General features: G+C 73.4%; 13 protein-coding genes and 1 pseudogene. 9 read left to right on the top strand and 5 right to left on the bottom strand.

The genetic code is table 11. The annotated features are described in order from the left end of the window. Positions 1 to 129: 129 nt before the first annotated feature. Entirely contained in the window at positions 130 to 1,473 is a 1,344-nt protein-coding gene (locus tag E1284_RS09085) for an alpha/beta fold hydrolase (protein WP_131938572.1), read from the top strand. A gap of 75 nt (positions 1,474 to 1,548) precedes the next feature. Here E1284_RS09085 and E1284_RS42410 read toward each other — a convergent pair whose 3' ends face one another. After that, the gene (locus tag E1284_RS42410) at positions 1,549 to 1,785 is read right to left on the bottom strand and encodes a DUF397 domain-containing protein (protein WP_067633630.1); all 237 of its coding nucleotides are present in this window, start codon (positions 1,783 to 1,785) and stop codon (positions 1,549 to 1,551) included. Positions 1,786 to 1,872: 87 nt separating this feature from the next. Then, on the bottom strand, positions 1,873 to 2,520 hold the full coding sequence (locus tag E1284_RS09075) for a TetR family transcriptional regulator (protein ID WP_424923478.1): 648 nt from the start codon (positions 2,518 to 2,520) through the stop codon (positions 1,873 to 1,875). Between the two features lie 236 nt (positions 2,521 to 2,756). On the opposite strand from E1284_RS09075, the gene E1284_RS09070 reads away from it, so the two are divergent. The 3 genes from E1284_RS09070 to E1284_RS09060 are packed head-to-tail and all read left to right on the top strand — an operon-like array spanning position 2,757 to position 5,471. Then, complete coding sequence (locus E1284_RS09070) at positions 2,757 to 3,191, top strand: hypothetical protein (protein ID WP_131938570.1); 435 nt, start codon at positions 2,757 to 2,759, stop codon at positions 3,189 to 3,191. Further along, positions 3,192 to 4,298: an acyl-CoA dehydrogenase family protein gene (locus E1284_RS09065; protein ID WP_131938569.1), complete on the top strand. Its 1,107-nt coding sequence runs from the start codon at positions 3,192 to 3,194 to the stop codon at positions 4,296 to 4,298. After that, positions 4,299 to 5,471 carry an acyl-CoA dehydrogenase family protein gene (locus E1284_RS09060; RefSeq protein ID WP_131938568.1) on the top strand — a complete coding sequence of 391 codons (1,173 nt, stop codon included), beginning with the start codon at positions 4,299 to 4,301 and terminating at the stop codon, positions 5,469 to 5,471. A 15-nt stretch (positions 5,472 to 5,486) separates the two neighbouring features. Here E1284_RS09060 and gad read toward each other — a convergent pair whose 3' ends face one another. Together gad and E1284_RS09050 are read right to left on the bottom strand one after the other, a co-directional pair. Further along, positions 5,487 to 6,917, bottom strand: a complete 1,431-nt coding sequence (gene gad, locus E1284_RS09055; protein WP_131938567.1) for a glutamate decarboxylase — start codon at positions 6,915 to 6,917, stop codon at positions 5,487 to 5,489. A 49-nt stretch (positions 6,918 to 6,966) separates the two neighbouring features. Further along, positions 6,967 to 7,647: a TetR family transcriptional regulator gene (locus tag E1284_RS09050; RefSeq protein ID WP_131938566.1), complete on the bottom strand. Its 681-nt coding sequence runs from the start codon at positions 7,645 to 7,647 to the stop codon at positions 6,967 to 6,969. Between the two features lie 177 nt (positions 7,648 to 7,824). Here E1284_RS09050 and E1284_RS09045 point away from each other — a divergent pair. Both E1284_RS09045 and E1284_RS09040 read left to right on the top strand, forming a co-directional pair. Further along, positions 7,825 to 9,433 (top strand): annotated as a pseudogene (locus tag E1284_RS09045) (MFS transporter); the annotation flags it as partial. A gap of 54 nt (positions 9,434 to 9,487) precedes the next feature. After that, positions 9,488 to 10,162 carry a rhomboid-like protein gene (locus E1284_RS09040; protein WP_131938564.1) on the top strand — a complete coding sequence of 225 codons (675 nt, stop codon included), beginning with the start codon at positions 9,488 to 9,490 and terminating at the stop codon, positions 10,160 to 10,162. A gap of 7 nt (positions 10,163 to 10,169) precedes the next feature. On the opposite strand, the gene E1284_RS09035 is transcribed toward E1284_RS09040, so the two are convergent. Further along, a complete protein-coding gene (locus E1284_RS09035; protein ID WP_131938563.1) occupies positions 10,170 to 11,420 on the bottom strand; it encodes an RNA polymerase sigma factor in 1,251 nt (416 codons plus the stop codon). A 273-nt stretch (positions 11,421 to 11,693) separates the two neighbouring features. Here E1284_RS09035 and egtA point away from each other — a divergent pair, with 273 nt between their 5' ends. From egtA to egtC, 3 genes are read left to right on the top strand one after another with little or no spacing between them, the layout of a single operon-like run. Continuing rightward, positions 11,694 to 12,902, top strand: a complete 1,209-nt coding sequence (gene egtA, locus E1284_RS09030) for an ergothioneine biosynthesis glutamate--cysteine ligase EgtA (protein WP_131938562.1) — start codon at positions 11,694 to 11,696, stop codon at positions 12,900 to 12,902. Next, positions 12,893 to 14,248: an ergothioneine biosynthesis protein EgtB gene (gene egtB / locus E1284_RS09025; RefSeq protein ID WP_243714354.1), complete on the top strand. Its 1,356-nt coding sequence runs from the start codon at positions 12,893 to 12,895 to the stop codon at positions 14,246 to 14,248. The genes egtA and egtB overlap by 10 nt, the downstream gene beginning before the upstream one ends. Further along, on the top strand, positions 14,249 to 14,998 hold the full coding sequence (egtC, locus tag E1284_RS09020; protein ID WP_131938561.1) for an ergothioneine biosynthesis protein EgtC: 750 nt from the start codon (positions 14,249 to 14,251) through the stop codon (positions 14,996 to 14,998). Positions 14,999 to 15,010 lie beyond the last annotated feature (12 nt).

Below are 15,010 nucleotides of genomic sequence, written 5' to 3'. Positions count from 1 at the left end.
CGTCGCCAGAAACCTGCCTACATTCTGAGCACTCCGCCCATCCCGAGGCGCATCGGCAGGCCGCAATGCTCGACAAAATCCTGACGCCCGTGACTTGTGCATTCTGAAATCCGGCCCGGGAGGACCCCCATGACACGACTCCAGGCAGGTATCCTCGCCGCCGTCCTGGCGGCGCCATTGGCTCTCGCACCCGCCACCGCCCACGCGTCCGCGGATCCCGCGCACTACACCGGGACGCTCCCCGACGGCGCGACCTGGATCGCGGACGTCCCCGCCCGCTGGAACGGCACGCTCATCCTGTTCAGCCACGGGTTCGGACCGCTCAGCCCCGCGAACCGCCCGAGCGACGCCGCCGGGAAGGCCCTGCTCGACCGCGGCTACGCGCTCGCCGGCTCGTCCTACGACCCGGACGGCTCCCTCTGGGCGCTCGGCAGCGCCGTCCGCGACCAGATCGGCACCGGCGCGGCCGTCTCGCGGATCATCGGCCGGCCCCGCCGCACCCTCGCGCTCGGCCAGTCCATGGGCGGCCTCGTCAGCGCCAAACTCGCCGAGACCCGCGCCGTGGACGGCGCCCTCACCACCTGCGGCATCGTCGGCGGCGGCGCCGACCTGAACAACTACCAGCTCAACGCGGGCCACGCCATCGCGACCCTGCTCGCCCCGTCCCAGGACATCAAGCTCACCGACTACACCTCGCCCGTCGAAGGCGCGGTCGCCGGCGCCCAGCTCACCCTGGCCGTGCAGGACGCCCAGGCCACCCCCGCCGGCCGCGCCCGCATCGCGCTCGCCTCCGCCTTCCTCAACCAGTCCTCCTGGTTCGACGGCGACACCGCACCGCCCCGCCACGACTACGCCGCCCAGGAGGTGCAGCAGTACCGGTGGCTGACCTCCGGCGTCCTCGGCTTCATCTTCGGCGGCCGGTACTCCATCGACCAGGCCGCCGGCGGCGACAGCGCGTGGAACAGGGGCCTGGACTACTCGCGCCTGCTCCGGACGTCCGCCAACCTGCGCCAGGTCAACGCCCTCTACGAGGACGCGGGCCTGAGCCTGAAGGCCGACCTATCCACGCTCACCGCGACGGCCGCGAAGCAGGTCGAACCGGGCCCCCTCGCCTGGATGACGCGCACCTCCGAGCCCACCGGGCGCCTCGCCGTCCCGACCCTGACCGTCCACACGGTCTCCGACCAGCTCGTCCCGGTCGAGCACGAGAACGAGTACGCCAGGTCCGTCCGCGCCGCCGGACGCACCCGCCTCCTGCGCCAGTCCTATGTGCACCGCACCGGCCACTGCAACTTCACGGCGTCCGAGTACGTGGCGTCCCTCCAGGCCCTGGAGAAGCGCGTCGAGACCGGCCACTGGCCCGGCACGAGCGCCGAGTCCCTGAATAGGGCCGCCGCGTCCCTCTCCCTGGACGCCTCGGCCTTCATCCGCTACCGGCCGGGCCGCCTGGTGGTGCAGCCGTCCCATCCGTGACCGCAAGGGCCCCGGCCTGCCGCCGTGGCACGAGAACGCCCCCGGTGGGAGGCCGGGGGCGTTCTCGTGCACGGGTCAGGGGGCCTCGGTCGGGTCCTCTTCCAGGAGGTCGTCGAACTCGCCGTCCTTGACGCCCGCGATGAAGGCGTCCCACTCGGCCTCGGTGAAGTAGAGGATCGGGCCCTCGGGGTTCTTCGCGTCGCGCATCACGACGGCCCGCTCACCGAAGTCCTTGTGCTGGACGGGGACGTCCTTGCCATCGATGAACTCGATGATGACCCCGTCGCTCAGGATCGGTTCCTGCTCGGTCACTGGCACACCTTCTTCTCGCCGGCTCCTGTCGGGGTCCAAGGCTAGTGGGGAACGGGGCCGCGACACAGGGGAACGGTCCGGCGACGGTCAGGGATCGATGAGCAGGCGGGCGGCGGTGACCTCCAGCCGGGACTGGATCTCCTCGGCGGTGGCGTTGCCGCGCAGCATCTCGATCATCTCCATGGTCCAGATGCCGGACAGCGCGCGGGCCGCGAGGCGGCGCGGGTCGCCGGCGGGGATGTCCTCCGGCGGGCCGGACGCGGCGCGCAGCAGCAGCTCGCTCATCCGCTCGCCGAAGTCGGTCTTGACGTCCGACAGCAGCAGCGAGCGGATCAGCGCCTCGGCCAGCTCGGGCTCGCGCATGAGGCCGCGGGTGGCGCGCATCAGCACCTCGACCGCGCGCTCGGGGGCGGCGCCGCCGCGGGGCGGGCGTCGCTCGATGCTGCCTTCGAGGAGGTCGATCTCCTCGCTGACGACGGCGACGACCAGGTCCATCTTGGACGGGAAGTAGCGGTAGAGCGTGCCGAGCGCGACCCCGGCCCGTTCGGAGACGGTGCGCATCTGCATCGCCTCGATCCCGCCGCGCGACGCGAGCGCCGCGGCCGCCTGGACGATACGCTTGCGCCGCTGGTGCTGGCTGCGGGAGCGCACGCCCTGCCCGCTCGCGGGGCCGGCCGCCTGTCCCGCCGGCTGACCCCGGGTTCCGTCCCCGGTCACTGTCGGCTCTGCGGTCACGGTCGTCATCCCTTCTGTGCGGGCTCGGTCGCCCGACGCGTCGCCCTCCAGCGTACAGCCTCGCGAGAACGTGTTATCTGATCGGCCGACTGCGGCCGTGCGCGTGCGGTCCCCGGTTCGCTCGATCCGCCGTGCCCCAGCAGGGTAAGGACCAGGTGGATCACAACGATCAGGCCTCTGGACACAGACTAGAATCTGTTCTACTTTTTCGCCGTGGGCGCGTCCGGGAGGTGGTCATGCTGAGCGTCGCGGCACTGCTGGAGGCGCGGGCCGGGGACGACCGGCCGGGGCTGCGCTCCGCCGACGACGGCCGCGCCTGGACGTGGCGCGAGGTCGTCGCCGAATGCGCCGTCCGCGCCGCCTGGATGGCGGACCGGAGGGGCGCGGAACGGCCCGTCCACGTGGGCGTCCTCCTCGACAACCTGCCGGAGCCGGTCTTCCTGCTCGGGGCCCCGCTGCCGGACACCTCGGCGATCGGGCCCGCCGCGCTGCTGATGCTGATCTTCCTCAAGCGCCGGCTGGCCAAGGACGGCCGGCGCACCGAAGACCCGGTGTGGTGGCGGCCGGGACGCGACCTCGCCTACCGCCGGATGACCGCCGAGGACGCCGCCCGCCTGCGGGCCGAGTTAGAGCGGTGCGGCCGGCTGCACCTCCTGGAAGGGAGCGGATGAGTGGACTTCAACCTCGACGAGACCCAGCAAGAGATCAAGGGCCTCGCCGCCGGAGTGCTCGCGCGCGAGGCCGCGCAGGAGCGGCTGGAGGCGTTCGAGAAGAGCGGCGCCCCCTATGACGACGTGGCGTGGAAGGCGCTCGCGCAGGCGGGCCTGCTCGGCATCGTCCTGCCCGAGGACGCCGGCGGCGCCGGGCTCGGCCCGGTCGAGCTGGCGGTGATCCTGCGCGAGGTCGGGCGGCACGCCGCGCCCGTCCCGGTGTACGCCTCGCTCGCGCTCGCGGCCGTCGCGATCGGCGCGCACGGCACGCCGGAGCAGCGCGCCCTGCTCGCCCCGCTCACCGAGGGCGCGACGATCCTGACCGGCGCCTACCGCGAGGTCGGCCCCGCAGGCGAGGTCGCCGCGACGGCCCGCCGGGACGGCGGCGGCTACGTCCTCGACGGCGTGAAGACGTTCGTCCCGTACGCGCGCGAGGCGTCGCTGATCCTCGTCCCCGCGCGGGTCGAGGGCGAGGGCGTCGGGGTCTTCCTCGTCGAGCCCGGCGCCGCGGCGATCACCGGGCAGCCGTCGGCGACGAGCGAGCCGCTGTCGCGCGTCGCGCTGGACGGCACGCGGGTCGGCGCCGGCGCGCTCCTCGGCGGGACCGCCGACGGCGCCGCCTGGGACACCCTCCGCCGCTCGGCCGTCGCCGGCGCCGTCGCGATCTCCTCCGGCGTCATCGAGGGCGCGCTGGAGCTGACGAAGGAGTACACCAAGACCCGCGAGCAGTTCGACCGGGCGCTCGCGCAGTTCCAGGCCGTCACGATGCAGATCGGCGACGTCTACATCGCCAAGCGCGCGCTGGACGTCGCCGTCTGGGCGGGCGTGTGGCGGCTCGCGCAGGGCGCGGACGACGCCGAGGAGGTCCTCACCGTCGCGTCCTACAACGCGTGCGGCCCCGTCATCCAGGCCCTCTACACCTGCCAGCACCTGCACGGCGGCATCGGCCTGGACGTCACCTACCCGCTGCACCGGTACTTCGCCTGGGGCAAGCACTGCGGCCACCTGCTCGGCGGCGCGGAAGACCGGCTCGACGCGCTCGGCGCGCTCATCGCCCAGGAGGCCTGAATGTTCATCGACCTGACCGGCGAGCAGAAGAGGCTCCGCGCCGAGCTGCGCGAGTACTTCGAGAACTGCCTGACCGCCGACCAGCGCGCCGCGATCGCCGCCGACCCGTTCGGCACCGCCTACATGGAGCACTGCCGGCGGCTCGGCCGCGACGGGATGCTCGGCGTCGCGCTGCCGAAGGAGTACGGCGGCCGCGGCTACGGCCCGGTCGAGCAGACGATCTTCGCGAACGAGATCGCCCGCGCCGAGGTCACCTACCCGCTGATCACGCTGAACTCGGTCGCGCCGACGATCCTGCAGTACGGGTCGGACGCGCACAAGGAGTTCTTCATCCCGCGCATCCTCGCGGGGGAGTGCCACTTCGCGATCGGCTACAGCGAGCCCGGCGCCGGCACCGACCTCGCGGCGCTGCGCACGACCGCGGTGAAGGACGGCGACCACTACGTCGTGAACGGCCAGAAGATCTTCACGTCCGGCGCGCACTACGCCGACTACGTGTGGCTCGCGGCGCGCACCGACCCGTCCGCGAAGAAGCACAAGGGCATCTCGATGTTCATCGTCGACTGCGAGGACCCGGGCTTCTCCTGGACGCCGATCATCACGATGGACGGCGCGCACCACACCAACTCGACCTACTTCCAGGACGTCCGCGTCCCGGCGGACATGCTCATCGGCGAGGAGAACAAGGGCTGGGACCTCATCGTCAACCAGCTCAACCACGAGCGGGTCACGCTCGGCCCGGCCGGCAACATCGGGCACACCCGCATCCGGTTCGAGCGCTGGGCGCGCGAGACCCCCGGACGCGACGGGCGCCCGCTCATCGAGGAGCCCGCCGTCCGCCGCGCGCTCGCCCAGGTGCACGCCTACCTGCGCGTCAACGAGATCCTCAACTGGCAGGTCGCCGCGAACCAGGACCTCGGCTGGCTCGGCGCCGCCGACGCGTCCGCCACGAAGATCTACTCCTCGGAGCGGATGCAGGAGGTCGGCCGCATCGTCGGCGACGTCCTCGCCCGCTACGGCGACCCCGGCGACCCGGAGACCGCCGACTTCATCGCCTCGCTCGACCGGCTCGCCAAGGGCGCGCTCGTGCTCACGTTCGGCGGCGGCGTCAACGAGATCCAGCGCGAGCTGATCGCGATGATCGGCCTCGGCCTGCCCCGCGCGCCCCGCTGACCCCGGGGCCGCCCCTCAGGACAGCTTCGCCGCCGGCGTCCCCTTGGGTTCGGCGCCGTGCGCGAAACCGGTCGTGCCGTCCGCGCCCCGCCTCGGCTCCCGCTGGGCCTCCAGCCGGGGCAGGGCGCGGCGGAGGTCGTCCAGGAACAGGTCGGCGAGGTCGTGCCCGAACCCGTTGCGCACCACCACGCGCAGGACGGCGAGGTCGGTGCGGTTCTCGGGGAAGGTGTAGGCGGGTACGAGCCAGCCCGCCTCGCGCAGCGCCGCCGACACGTCGAACACCGTGAAGGCGCGGACGTCCTCCCGCACCCGGAACGCGAACACCGGGATGTCGCCGCCGTCGGTGAGCGGCTCGAACGGGCCGAGCCGGCCGATCTCGGACGCCAGCCCCGTCGCGACGTCCCGGCACGTCCGCTGGACGCGGCGGAACCCGTCGAAGCCGAGCCGCAGGAAGTTGTAGTACTGGGCGACGACCTGCGCGCCGGGGCGGGAGAAGTTCAGCGCGAACGTCGGCATGTCGCCGCCGAGGTAGTTCACCCGGAAGACCAGGTCCTCGGGCAGGGCCTCCTCGTCCCGCCACAGCGCCCACCCCACGCCCGGCATGACCAGCCCGTACTTGTGCCCGGAGGTGTTGATGGACGCGACGCGCGGCAACTGGAAGTCCCAGACGAGGTCCGGGTCGAGGAACGGCGCCACCATCGCGCCGGACGCGCCGTCCACGTGGACCGGCACGTCCAGGCCGGTGCGCCGCTCCAGGTCGTCGAGCGCGGCGGCGATCTCCGCGACCGGCTCGTAGCTCCCGTCGAACGTCGACCCGAGGACGGCGACGACCCCGATGGTGTTCTCGTCGCACAGCTCGACGGCCTCCCGCGCGCCGAGGTGGAAGCGGTCGCCCTCCATCGGCACGTAGCGGGGCTCGACCTCGAAGTAGTTCGCGAACTTCTCCCAGCAGATCTGCACGTTGACGCCCATGACGATGTTCGGCCGGTCCGCCGGCCCGCCCGCGGCGCGCCGCCGCCGCTGCCAGCGCCGCTTGAGCGCCAGCCCGCCGAGCATCGCCGCCTCGCTGGACCCGGTGGTCGAGCAGCCGACCGCGCGGCGCGGGTCCGGGGCGTGCCACAGCCGGGCGAGCATGTGCACGCAGCGCATCTCCAGTTCGGCGGTGCGCGGGTACTCGTCCTTGTCGATCATGTTCTTGTCGGCGGACTCGGCCATCAGCAGGGCCGCCTCCGGCTCGGCCCACGTCGACACGAACGTGGCGAGGTTGAGCCGCGCGTTCCCGTCCAGCATCAGCTCGTCGTGGACGACCTGGTAGGCGGTGCCCGGGTCCAGCTCCCCGGCGGGCAGCTCGTCGCGGGGGATCGTCAGCGGCTCGCGGCTGAAGATCGGGTTGACGTCCAGGTCGCGGCGGCCGCTCCCGGTGCCGTGCGGATGCTTCAGGGCCATGCGGCGCACGTACCCCCGCCGCCCGGCACCACACGCGGCGCGGGGACGGCTACCCGGCCGGGTCCACCGGGTCGTTGAGGCCGTTCTCCAGGATGGCGAACGCCTGGTCGACCGCCTCGGAGAGCGTGGTGAACGTCCGGTCCATGACGCGGGCGGCGTCGGTGGCGGCCTGGAAGCCGCAGTGCGCGGCGGCTGCGACGACGTGCGGGCGCAGGTCGGTGGCGGGGTCGAGGCCCATCCGCCGCGCGACGATGTCGGTCAGCAGCGCCTGCTTGCGCTGCGCGTGCTCCAGGCTGCCCGCCATCAGGGTGGGGCTGTCCTTCACCAGCGTCAGCATGCACTCGAAGCGCCCCGGATCGAAGCCGAGCTCGCCCGCCTCGCAGGCGCGGGCGATCTCCACCACGGTGCGCCGCAGCGCGGTCATGATCGGTTCGCCGGCGGGACGCGCGGCCAGCGCCGCCGCCACGGCCTGGACCTGCTCCTCCTGGAAGGTGAGCGCCACGTCCTCCTTCGAGGCGAAGTAGCGGAAGAACGTGCGGGACGAGACGTCCACGGCGTCGGCGATCTCCTCGACGGTGGTGGCGTCGAACCCCTTCTCGGCGAAGAGGGCGAACGCGGCGTCGATGAGCGCCTCGCGGGTGCGCTGCTTCTTGCGCTCGCGCCTGCCCGGGGGCCGGGATCCGAGGCAGGGCGGGTTCCCGGGGCTGGTCTCGGGGGCGGTCGCGGTCATGGGCGCAGTGTAACCAGCGGGTGAACGCACGCCAAGTGGCGGACGACGAATTCTGTCGTAAGCTGAATCCTGTCCTTATATGACCTCAGGCAGTTGACGACAAGTGTCATGCTATGACACTTTGAACCCCTACCAAGCCGGAGGTCGCAGATGACTCATTCGCAAGGCGCCGACATCCTGGAGAACGGCGCCGCCGACGTCCCGCCGCGCGACGGGGTGCGCGCCCGACCATCGAGGCGCGGGCACGGGCATCCATGGCTCACCCTCGCCGCCGTCGCGCTCGGGGTGATGATGGTCGGCCTGGACGCGACCGTCGTGTCCATCGCCAACCCCGCGATCGCCAGGGACCTCGACGCGAGCCTGTCCGGCCTGCAGTGGGTGACCAACGCCTACCTGCTGGCGCTCGCCGTCACGCTGATCCCCGCCGGGAAGATCGCCGACCGGTTCGGGCGCAAGCGGACGTTCCTCGCCGGGGTGGTCGGGTTCGCCGTCTCCTCGCTGCTGATCGGGCTGTCCGGCGGGCTCGGCATGGTGATCTTCTGGCGCGTCGTGCAGGGCTTCGCGGGCGCGCTGCTGCAGCCCGCCAGCCTCGCCATCCTGCGCAACACCTTCCCCGCCGAGCGGCTCAACGCCGCGATCGGCATCTGGGGCGGCACGCTCGGCGTGTCCATCGCGGGCGGTCCGATCGTCGCCGGCCTGCTGGTCGAGAACGTCAACTGGGAGTCGGTGTTCTTCCTCAACGGCCCGCTCGGGCTGGTCGCGCTGCTGGTCGGCCTCTGGGTGATCCGCGAGTCGCGGGACGAGCGGGCCGCCGGCTCGTTCGACCTGCCCGGCGTCGCGCTGCTCAGCGGCGCGCTGTTCGCCCTCGTCTGGGGCCTGATCAAGGCCGGTGAGCACGGGTTCGGCGACGCCGTCCCGCTGGTCTCCTTCGCCGTGTCCGCCGTGCTGTTCGCCGTGTTCGTCTGGAACGAGCAGCGGGCGGAGAGCCCGCTGCTGCCGCTCGGCCTGTTCCGCTCGGTATCGCTGTCGGCGGCGACCGGCCTCATCGTCCTCGGCTTCTTCGCGATGTTCGGGACGATCTTCTTCCTCACCCTCTACCTGCAGCAGGTGCACGGCATGAGCCCGGTGGACGCCGGCGTCCGGCTGCTGCCGATGACCGCCGTGTTCATCGTCGCCTCCCCGATCGCGGGCGCGCTGACCAGCAGGTTCGGGCCGCGGCTGCCGCTCGTCCTCGGGATGGCGTTCACCGCGACGGCGATGTTCGGCCTGTCCCGCATCGGGGTGGACGCCGCCTACGTGCAGCTCTGGCCGTGGTTCACCCTCATCGGGCTGGCGTTCGGGATGGTCCTCGTCGCCGGGACCGAGGCCATCGTCGGCAACGCGCCCGCCCACCTCGCGGGCGTCGCGGGCGGCCTGCAGCAGACCGCCTCGCAGGTCGGCGGCGTCCTCGGCACGTCCGTGCTCGGGGTGCTGCTGTCCACCAAGGTCGGCGACGTGCTGTTCGGGCGGCTGACCGACGCGGGCGTCCCGGCGCCGGCGGCGCAGCAGCTGGAGGGCGCGGGCGGGCTCGTGTCGCAGGGCGTCGCGCCCGTTCCGCCCGGCACACCAGATCGGGCCGCCGACGCCATCACCACCGGAAGCCACCTCGCGTTCATGGACGGCTTCCAGGAGTCGCTGAGCGTCGCGGCGGCGGTCGCGCTCGCCGCCGTCCTCGCGGCACTGCTCGTGCGGCGCGGCAACACCCCGGTCGACGGCGCCGCGGCCGTCTGAGCGGGCGGGGTTAGGCTGCCGGTGTGAAGGGTGCGGGTGTGTGATGGGTGCGGGCGTGAAGGCTGCCGGCGTGAAGCGTGCGGGTGTGATGGCCGCGTTCGCGAGGCGGTACGCGATGCCGCTGGCGTTCCTCGGGCTGTTCGCCGCGGTGTGGACGGTGCAGGCCCTCGTCCTGCCGCCGGACGCCCGGCACGCGCTGATCGCCTGGGCCAGCACCAACCTGTCCAACCTCGCGGTCAACCCGGTCGGGACGATGGTCGCGTCGGCGTTCGTCGCCGAGGGGGCGCAGGGCGTGCTGATGGTGGTGGCGGCGATCGGGCTGTTCCCCCTCACCCGCCGGTTCGGGAACCTGCGGGCCGTGGTGCTCGTCGCCGCCTCGCACGTCCTCGGCACACTGGTCAGCCAGGGCATCGCGCTCGTGCGGCTGGAGGCCGGCCTGCTGTCGGACTCGGTCCGCACGATCCCGGACGTCGGCCCGTCCTACGTGCTGTGCGCGGCGCTCGTCGCGGCGTTCCTGTACGGGCGCGGGCGGGTGCGGCGGCTGCTGGCGCTGGCCGGCTGGTGCGCGCTCGTGCCCGTCCTGCTGGACGGCCTGCTCGCGCTGCAGGTCGCCGCGGTCGGGCACCTGACCGCGATGCTCGCCGGCGCGCTGATCGGCGGGCTGCTCCTGCTGCTGGAACGCCGCCGCACCGCGGTGCCCGCGGCCGCCGGCATCGCCCGGCCCGGACGGGTCGCGGGCGCGTGAGCTCCGGTCAGCCCTGCCCCGGCTCCGGGGCGGGGTTGGCGGTCGGGCTCGGGCTCGCCGTGCCGGAGCCGTCCGAGGGCGGGGCCGACGGGGTGTCCGTCGGCGGCGTGGCGGGCGGCGTCGAACCGTCGTCCGGCGGCGTCGCCGGGTCGGTGGACGGCGGTGTGGCCGCCGGGGGAGTGGTCGCCGGGTCGTCCGGCGTGGCGGACGGCTTCTCCGGCCGCGACGGCGTGTCCGAGACGGGCTTCTTGCCCGGGGACGGCGTGCCGGAAGGCGAGGTCGGCGCGGGGGCCGTCCCGCCCGGGGTACCGCCCGCCTGCCGCGGCGGGTCGTCGTAGGCGCTGGTCACCGGGTTCCCGGACGCGCTCGGCCCGACGCCCGCCGACCGCTCGGACCCGGTGGTGCCGGGCAGCGGGTTCTGCGGCACGCCGCTGGTCTGCGCGGACGCCGGGTGCGTCTGCCCCTTGCTCGCCGACGGCACCATGGAGGCGGTGCCGCCCCCGCCCTTGGCCGTCGGCCAGGAGGCGAGGAGGCCGATCACGGCGGCGGCCGACGCGGCGACGCCGGCGGCGGCGCCGAGGCCCTTGGAGATGCCGCCCGAGAGGCCGCGCTTCGGGCGCTCCCTCCGCTCCCCGCCGATGACGACGAGCGGGCTCGGCGCGGCGACGCTCGGCAGCGGCCGGGCGGCCTCCTCCTCGCAGGCGGCGAGGACGCGGTCGCGCAGCCAGCCGGGCGCGTGCGCCGGGGCGCGGCGGGCCAGCAGCCGCGGCAGCCGGCCCTTCTCGAACGCGGTGATCAGGTCGTGCTGAGGCTGGGCGGTGCCGCGCATCAGGGTGTCGAGGACGGCCCGCTCCAGCCGCGTCCGCGCGGCGGCGAGCAGCTGCAGCACGGTGTCGGGGGCGATGCCGAGGACGCGGGCGATGTCGTGGGGTTCGAGCCATTCGCCCGCCCACAGCAGCAGGACCTCGCGGTGGTCGGAGCGCAGCCCGGCGGCGGCGCGCAGCAGCGGGTCGGGGTCGGCGAACAGCATGCCGCCCCGGACGGCGAGCTCTCCGGTGAAGGCGCCGCGCTCGGCGCAGGCCGTCCGGGACAGCGAGTACAGCCAGAGCACGCTGTCGCCGCGCGGCGGCTGGTGCACGGCCGCGCTGAACGTGTCGCCGACGGCCGCCGCCGCCAGCTGGTCGCCGACGAGCGACCAGCAGTAGGCGTACAGGCGGTCGGCGTGCGCGTCGTAGAGCGAGCCAAGGTCCCCGCGCATGTGCCCTCCCGTTCCCGTCCGCCTCGTCCGGCCATCCGACTGATCAGCTGACAAATGGTTCATACAGCAGATCAACGGGACTCTAGCGTCTCGGGTCCATGAGTGAGAAGTCCGAGATCGGACGGTATGTCGAATAGCACGGAAGGTAGTCGAGTCCCCTGCGGACGGTGATGTTCACGGAGATTTAAGGAAGTTCCCGAAATTCGGCGGATTCCTGATCCGGTTCAGCAGGGAAGATTCGAACCCGTTATCGATTTACCGGAGGAGTCAACGGTGACGCGCCTGACGGTTGATGGTGTCTACCGGCACATTCGCGGTGTCTGCTTCAAGACCGGCCCGCCCGGGACGGTGGGCGCCGAGACCGAGTGGTTCGTGGTCGACGCCGCCGACACGGCCGCGCACGTCCCCGCCGGACGGGTGCGCGGGCTCGTCGACCGCGCCGGCCCGCCGGCCGGCGGAAGCAAGATCACCTACGAGCCGGGCGGGCAGCTCGAACTCAGCTCCGCGCCGTTCCGCGGCCTCGGCGCCCTGCACGGAGCCCTCGGCCGCGACATCGCGCACGTGCGGGACGCGCTCGCCGCCGACGGGCTGGCGCTCGCCGGGCACGGCGTGGACCCCGTGCGGCGGCCCCGCTTCCAGGCCGACCACCCGCGCTACGCGTGCATGCGCGACTACTTCCGCGCCGGCGGCTTCCCCGACGCGGGCCTGGCGATGATGTGCTCGACCGCGTCCGTCCAGGTGAACCTGGACATCGGCGCCGACGACCCGGACGCGTCCCGCCGCTGGCGGCTCGCGCACGCGCTCGGGCCGGTGCTCGTCGCCGCGTTCGCCAACTCGCCGCTGCGGGCGGGCCGCCGCACCGGGATGCGCTCGTCCCGGCAGGGCATCTGGACCGAGCTCGACCCCTGCCGCACCCTGCCCGTCCTGCGGGACGGCGCGGACGGCGACCCCGCCGAGGCGTGGACGCGGTACGCGCTCGACGCCCGGGTCATGCTCGTCCACACCGCCGAGGGCGAGTGGGTGTCCGACCCCGGCATGTCGTTCCTGGAGTGGCTCGCCAAGGGCGAGCCGGGCGAGGACGACCTGGCCTACCACCTGTCCACGCTGTTCCCGCCGGTCCGGCCGCGCGGCTGGCTGGAGCTGCGGATGATCGACGCGCCGCCCGGCCGGTACTGGGCCGTCCCCGTCGCCGTCGCGACCGCGCTGCTGGACGACCCGGCCGCCTCCCGCGCCGCCGAGGCCGCCGTCGAACCGGTCGCCGCGCGGTGGGCGGAGGCGGCCCGGTGCGGGCTGTCCGACGCGCCGCTCGCCGCCGCCGCGCGGGCCTGCTTCACCGCCGCCCTCGACGCGCTGCCGCGGCTCGGCGCGTCCGGGCTCGTCCCGCTGGTGGAGGAGTACGCCCGCCGCTACGTCGACCGGGGGCGCAGCCCCGCCGACGACGCACCGTCACCCCTGCCCGAGGAGGAGCAGACATGGCCCTGACGAACTCCCCGGTCCCCATCGGCATGCACGACGAGGACGCGCTCAAGGAACTCATCGCCGACGAACTCGGCGCGGTGCGGGACCGCAGCTTCGGCCTCACCACCGACGTCCTCGCCGGGGATGACCTCACCGCGCAGGTGTCGCCGCTGATGTCGCCGCTCGTGTGGGACCTCGCCCACGTCGGCAACTACGAGGAACTGTGGCTGCTGCGCGCGGCGGCGGGCCAGGAGGCGATGCGGCCGGAGATCGACGACCTGTACGACGCGTTCGAGCACCCGCGCGCGGAACGGCCGACCCTGCCGCTCCTGTCACCGGAGGAGGCCCGCTCCTACATCGGCACGGTCCGCGCCAAGGTCCTCGACTCGCTGCCGTCCGCGCGGTTCGACACGGCGAACCCGCTCACGTCGGGCGGGTTCGTCTACGGGATGGTCGTCCAGCACGAGCACATGCACGACGAGACCATGCTCGCCACCCATCAGCTCCGGAAGGGCGCCCCCGCGCTGCTCGACCCGTTGGCCGAGCCGCTGCAGAAGCCGGCCGAGGCTGCGGTGGCGGACGAGGTGCTCATCGAGGCCGGCCCGTTCCTGATGGGCACCTCGGACGACCCGTGGGCGTACGACAACGAACGTCCCGTGCACCTCGTCGACCTGCCCGCGTACTACATCGACGTGGAGCCGGTGTCCAACGCCGCCTATATCGCGTTCATGGAGGCGGGCGGTTACGACGACCCGCGCTGGTGGGACCCCGCCGGATGGGACTGGCGCAACAGCAGCGGGAAACGCGCCCCCGCCTTCTGGACGCGGGAAGGAGGGCAGTGGGTGCGGCGCCGGTTCGGACGGACGGAACCCGTCCCGCCCGGCGAATCCGTCCAGCACGTGTGCTGGTACGAGGCCGACGCCTACGCGCGGTGGGCGGGCAAGCGCCTGCCGACCGAGGCCGAGTGGGAGAAGGCCGCCCGCTGGGACCCCGCCGCGCATCACTCACGGCGCTACCCCTGGGGCGAGGTGTACGAGGAGGGGCGCGCCAACCTCGGGCAGCGCGCGCTGCACCCGTCCGAGACCGGCTCCTACGCGTCGGGTGCCTCGGCCTACGGCGTGAGGCGCCTCCTAGGGGACGTGTGGGAGTGGACGTCGTCCGACTTCCACGGCTACCCGGGCTTCCGCTCGTTCCCCTACAAGGAGTACTCGGAGGTCTTCTTCGGCCCCGACTACAAGGTGCTGAGGGGCGGCTCGTGGGCGACGCACCCGCTCGCCGTGCGGGGGTCGTTCCGCAACTGGGACTACCCCGTCCGGCGCCAGATCTTCTCCGGTTTCCGCTGCGCCCGCACCCCGGGGGAGGCCCGCTGAATGTGCCGCCATCTCGGCTACATCGGGCCTGAGCGGACCCTGCACTCGCTCGTCTACGAGGGCGAGCACTCGCTGGAGACCCAGGCGTACGCGCCGCGCATGACGCAGGGCAACCTGCTGAACGCCGACGGGTTCGGCGTGGGCTGGTACCAGGACGGCGCGCCCGTCCGGTTCCGCCGCGCCCAGCCCCTGTGGACCGACCAGTCGTTCCGCGAGGTCGCCGGAGCCGTCCGGGCGTCGTGCGCGGTCGCGGCGATCCGGTCGGCGACGGCCGGGTTCCCCGTGGACGAGTCGTGCGCCCAGCCGTTCCGCGCCGGGCGCTGGCTGTTCAGCCACAACGGCATCGTCGAGGGCTACGGCGGCGTCGAGGCCAAGCTCCGCGAGCTGGCAGGCGACGTCGCCCAGTCGTTCGGCGACGGGGTCTCCGACGCCCGCGCCCCGGTCGACTCGGCGCCGCTGTTCGCGCTCGCCGTCCGGCACTGGCGGGACGGCCTGCCGCTCGGCGACGGTCTCGCCGCCGCCGTCACCGCGATCACCGCGCTGGCTCCCGGCCGCTACAACCTGCTCGCCTCCGACGGCACGTCGCTGGCCGCAACGACCTGGGGCGACTCCCTGTTCGTCCGGGAGGACGCGGACGCGGTCATGATCGCCTCCGAGCCGCTCGACGGCGACCCCGGCTGGCGGCAGGTGCCCGACCGCTCCCTCGTCACCGCCGGTCCCGGCACCGGCGTCCGCATCGACTCCCTGTGACATCGACTCCCT

The organism is Actinomadura bangladeshensis (genome assembly GCF_004348335.1).
Classification (GTDB): Bacteria; Actinomycetota; Actinomycetes; order Streptosporangiales; family Streptosporangiaceae; genus Spirillospora; species Spirillospora bangladeshensis.
Note: the sequence above shows the minus strand (reverse complement) of the source record. Positions and strands in the feature narration are given on the sequence as shown.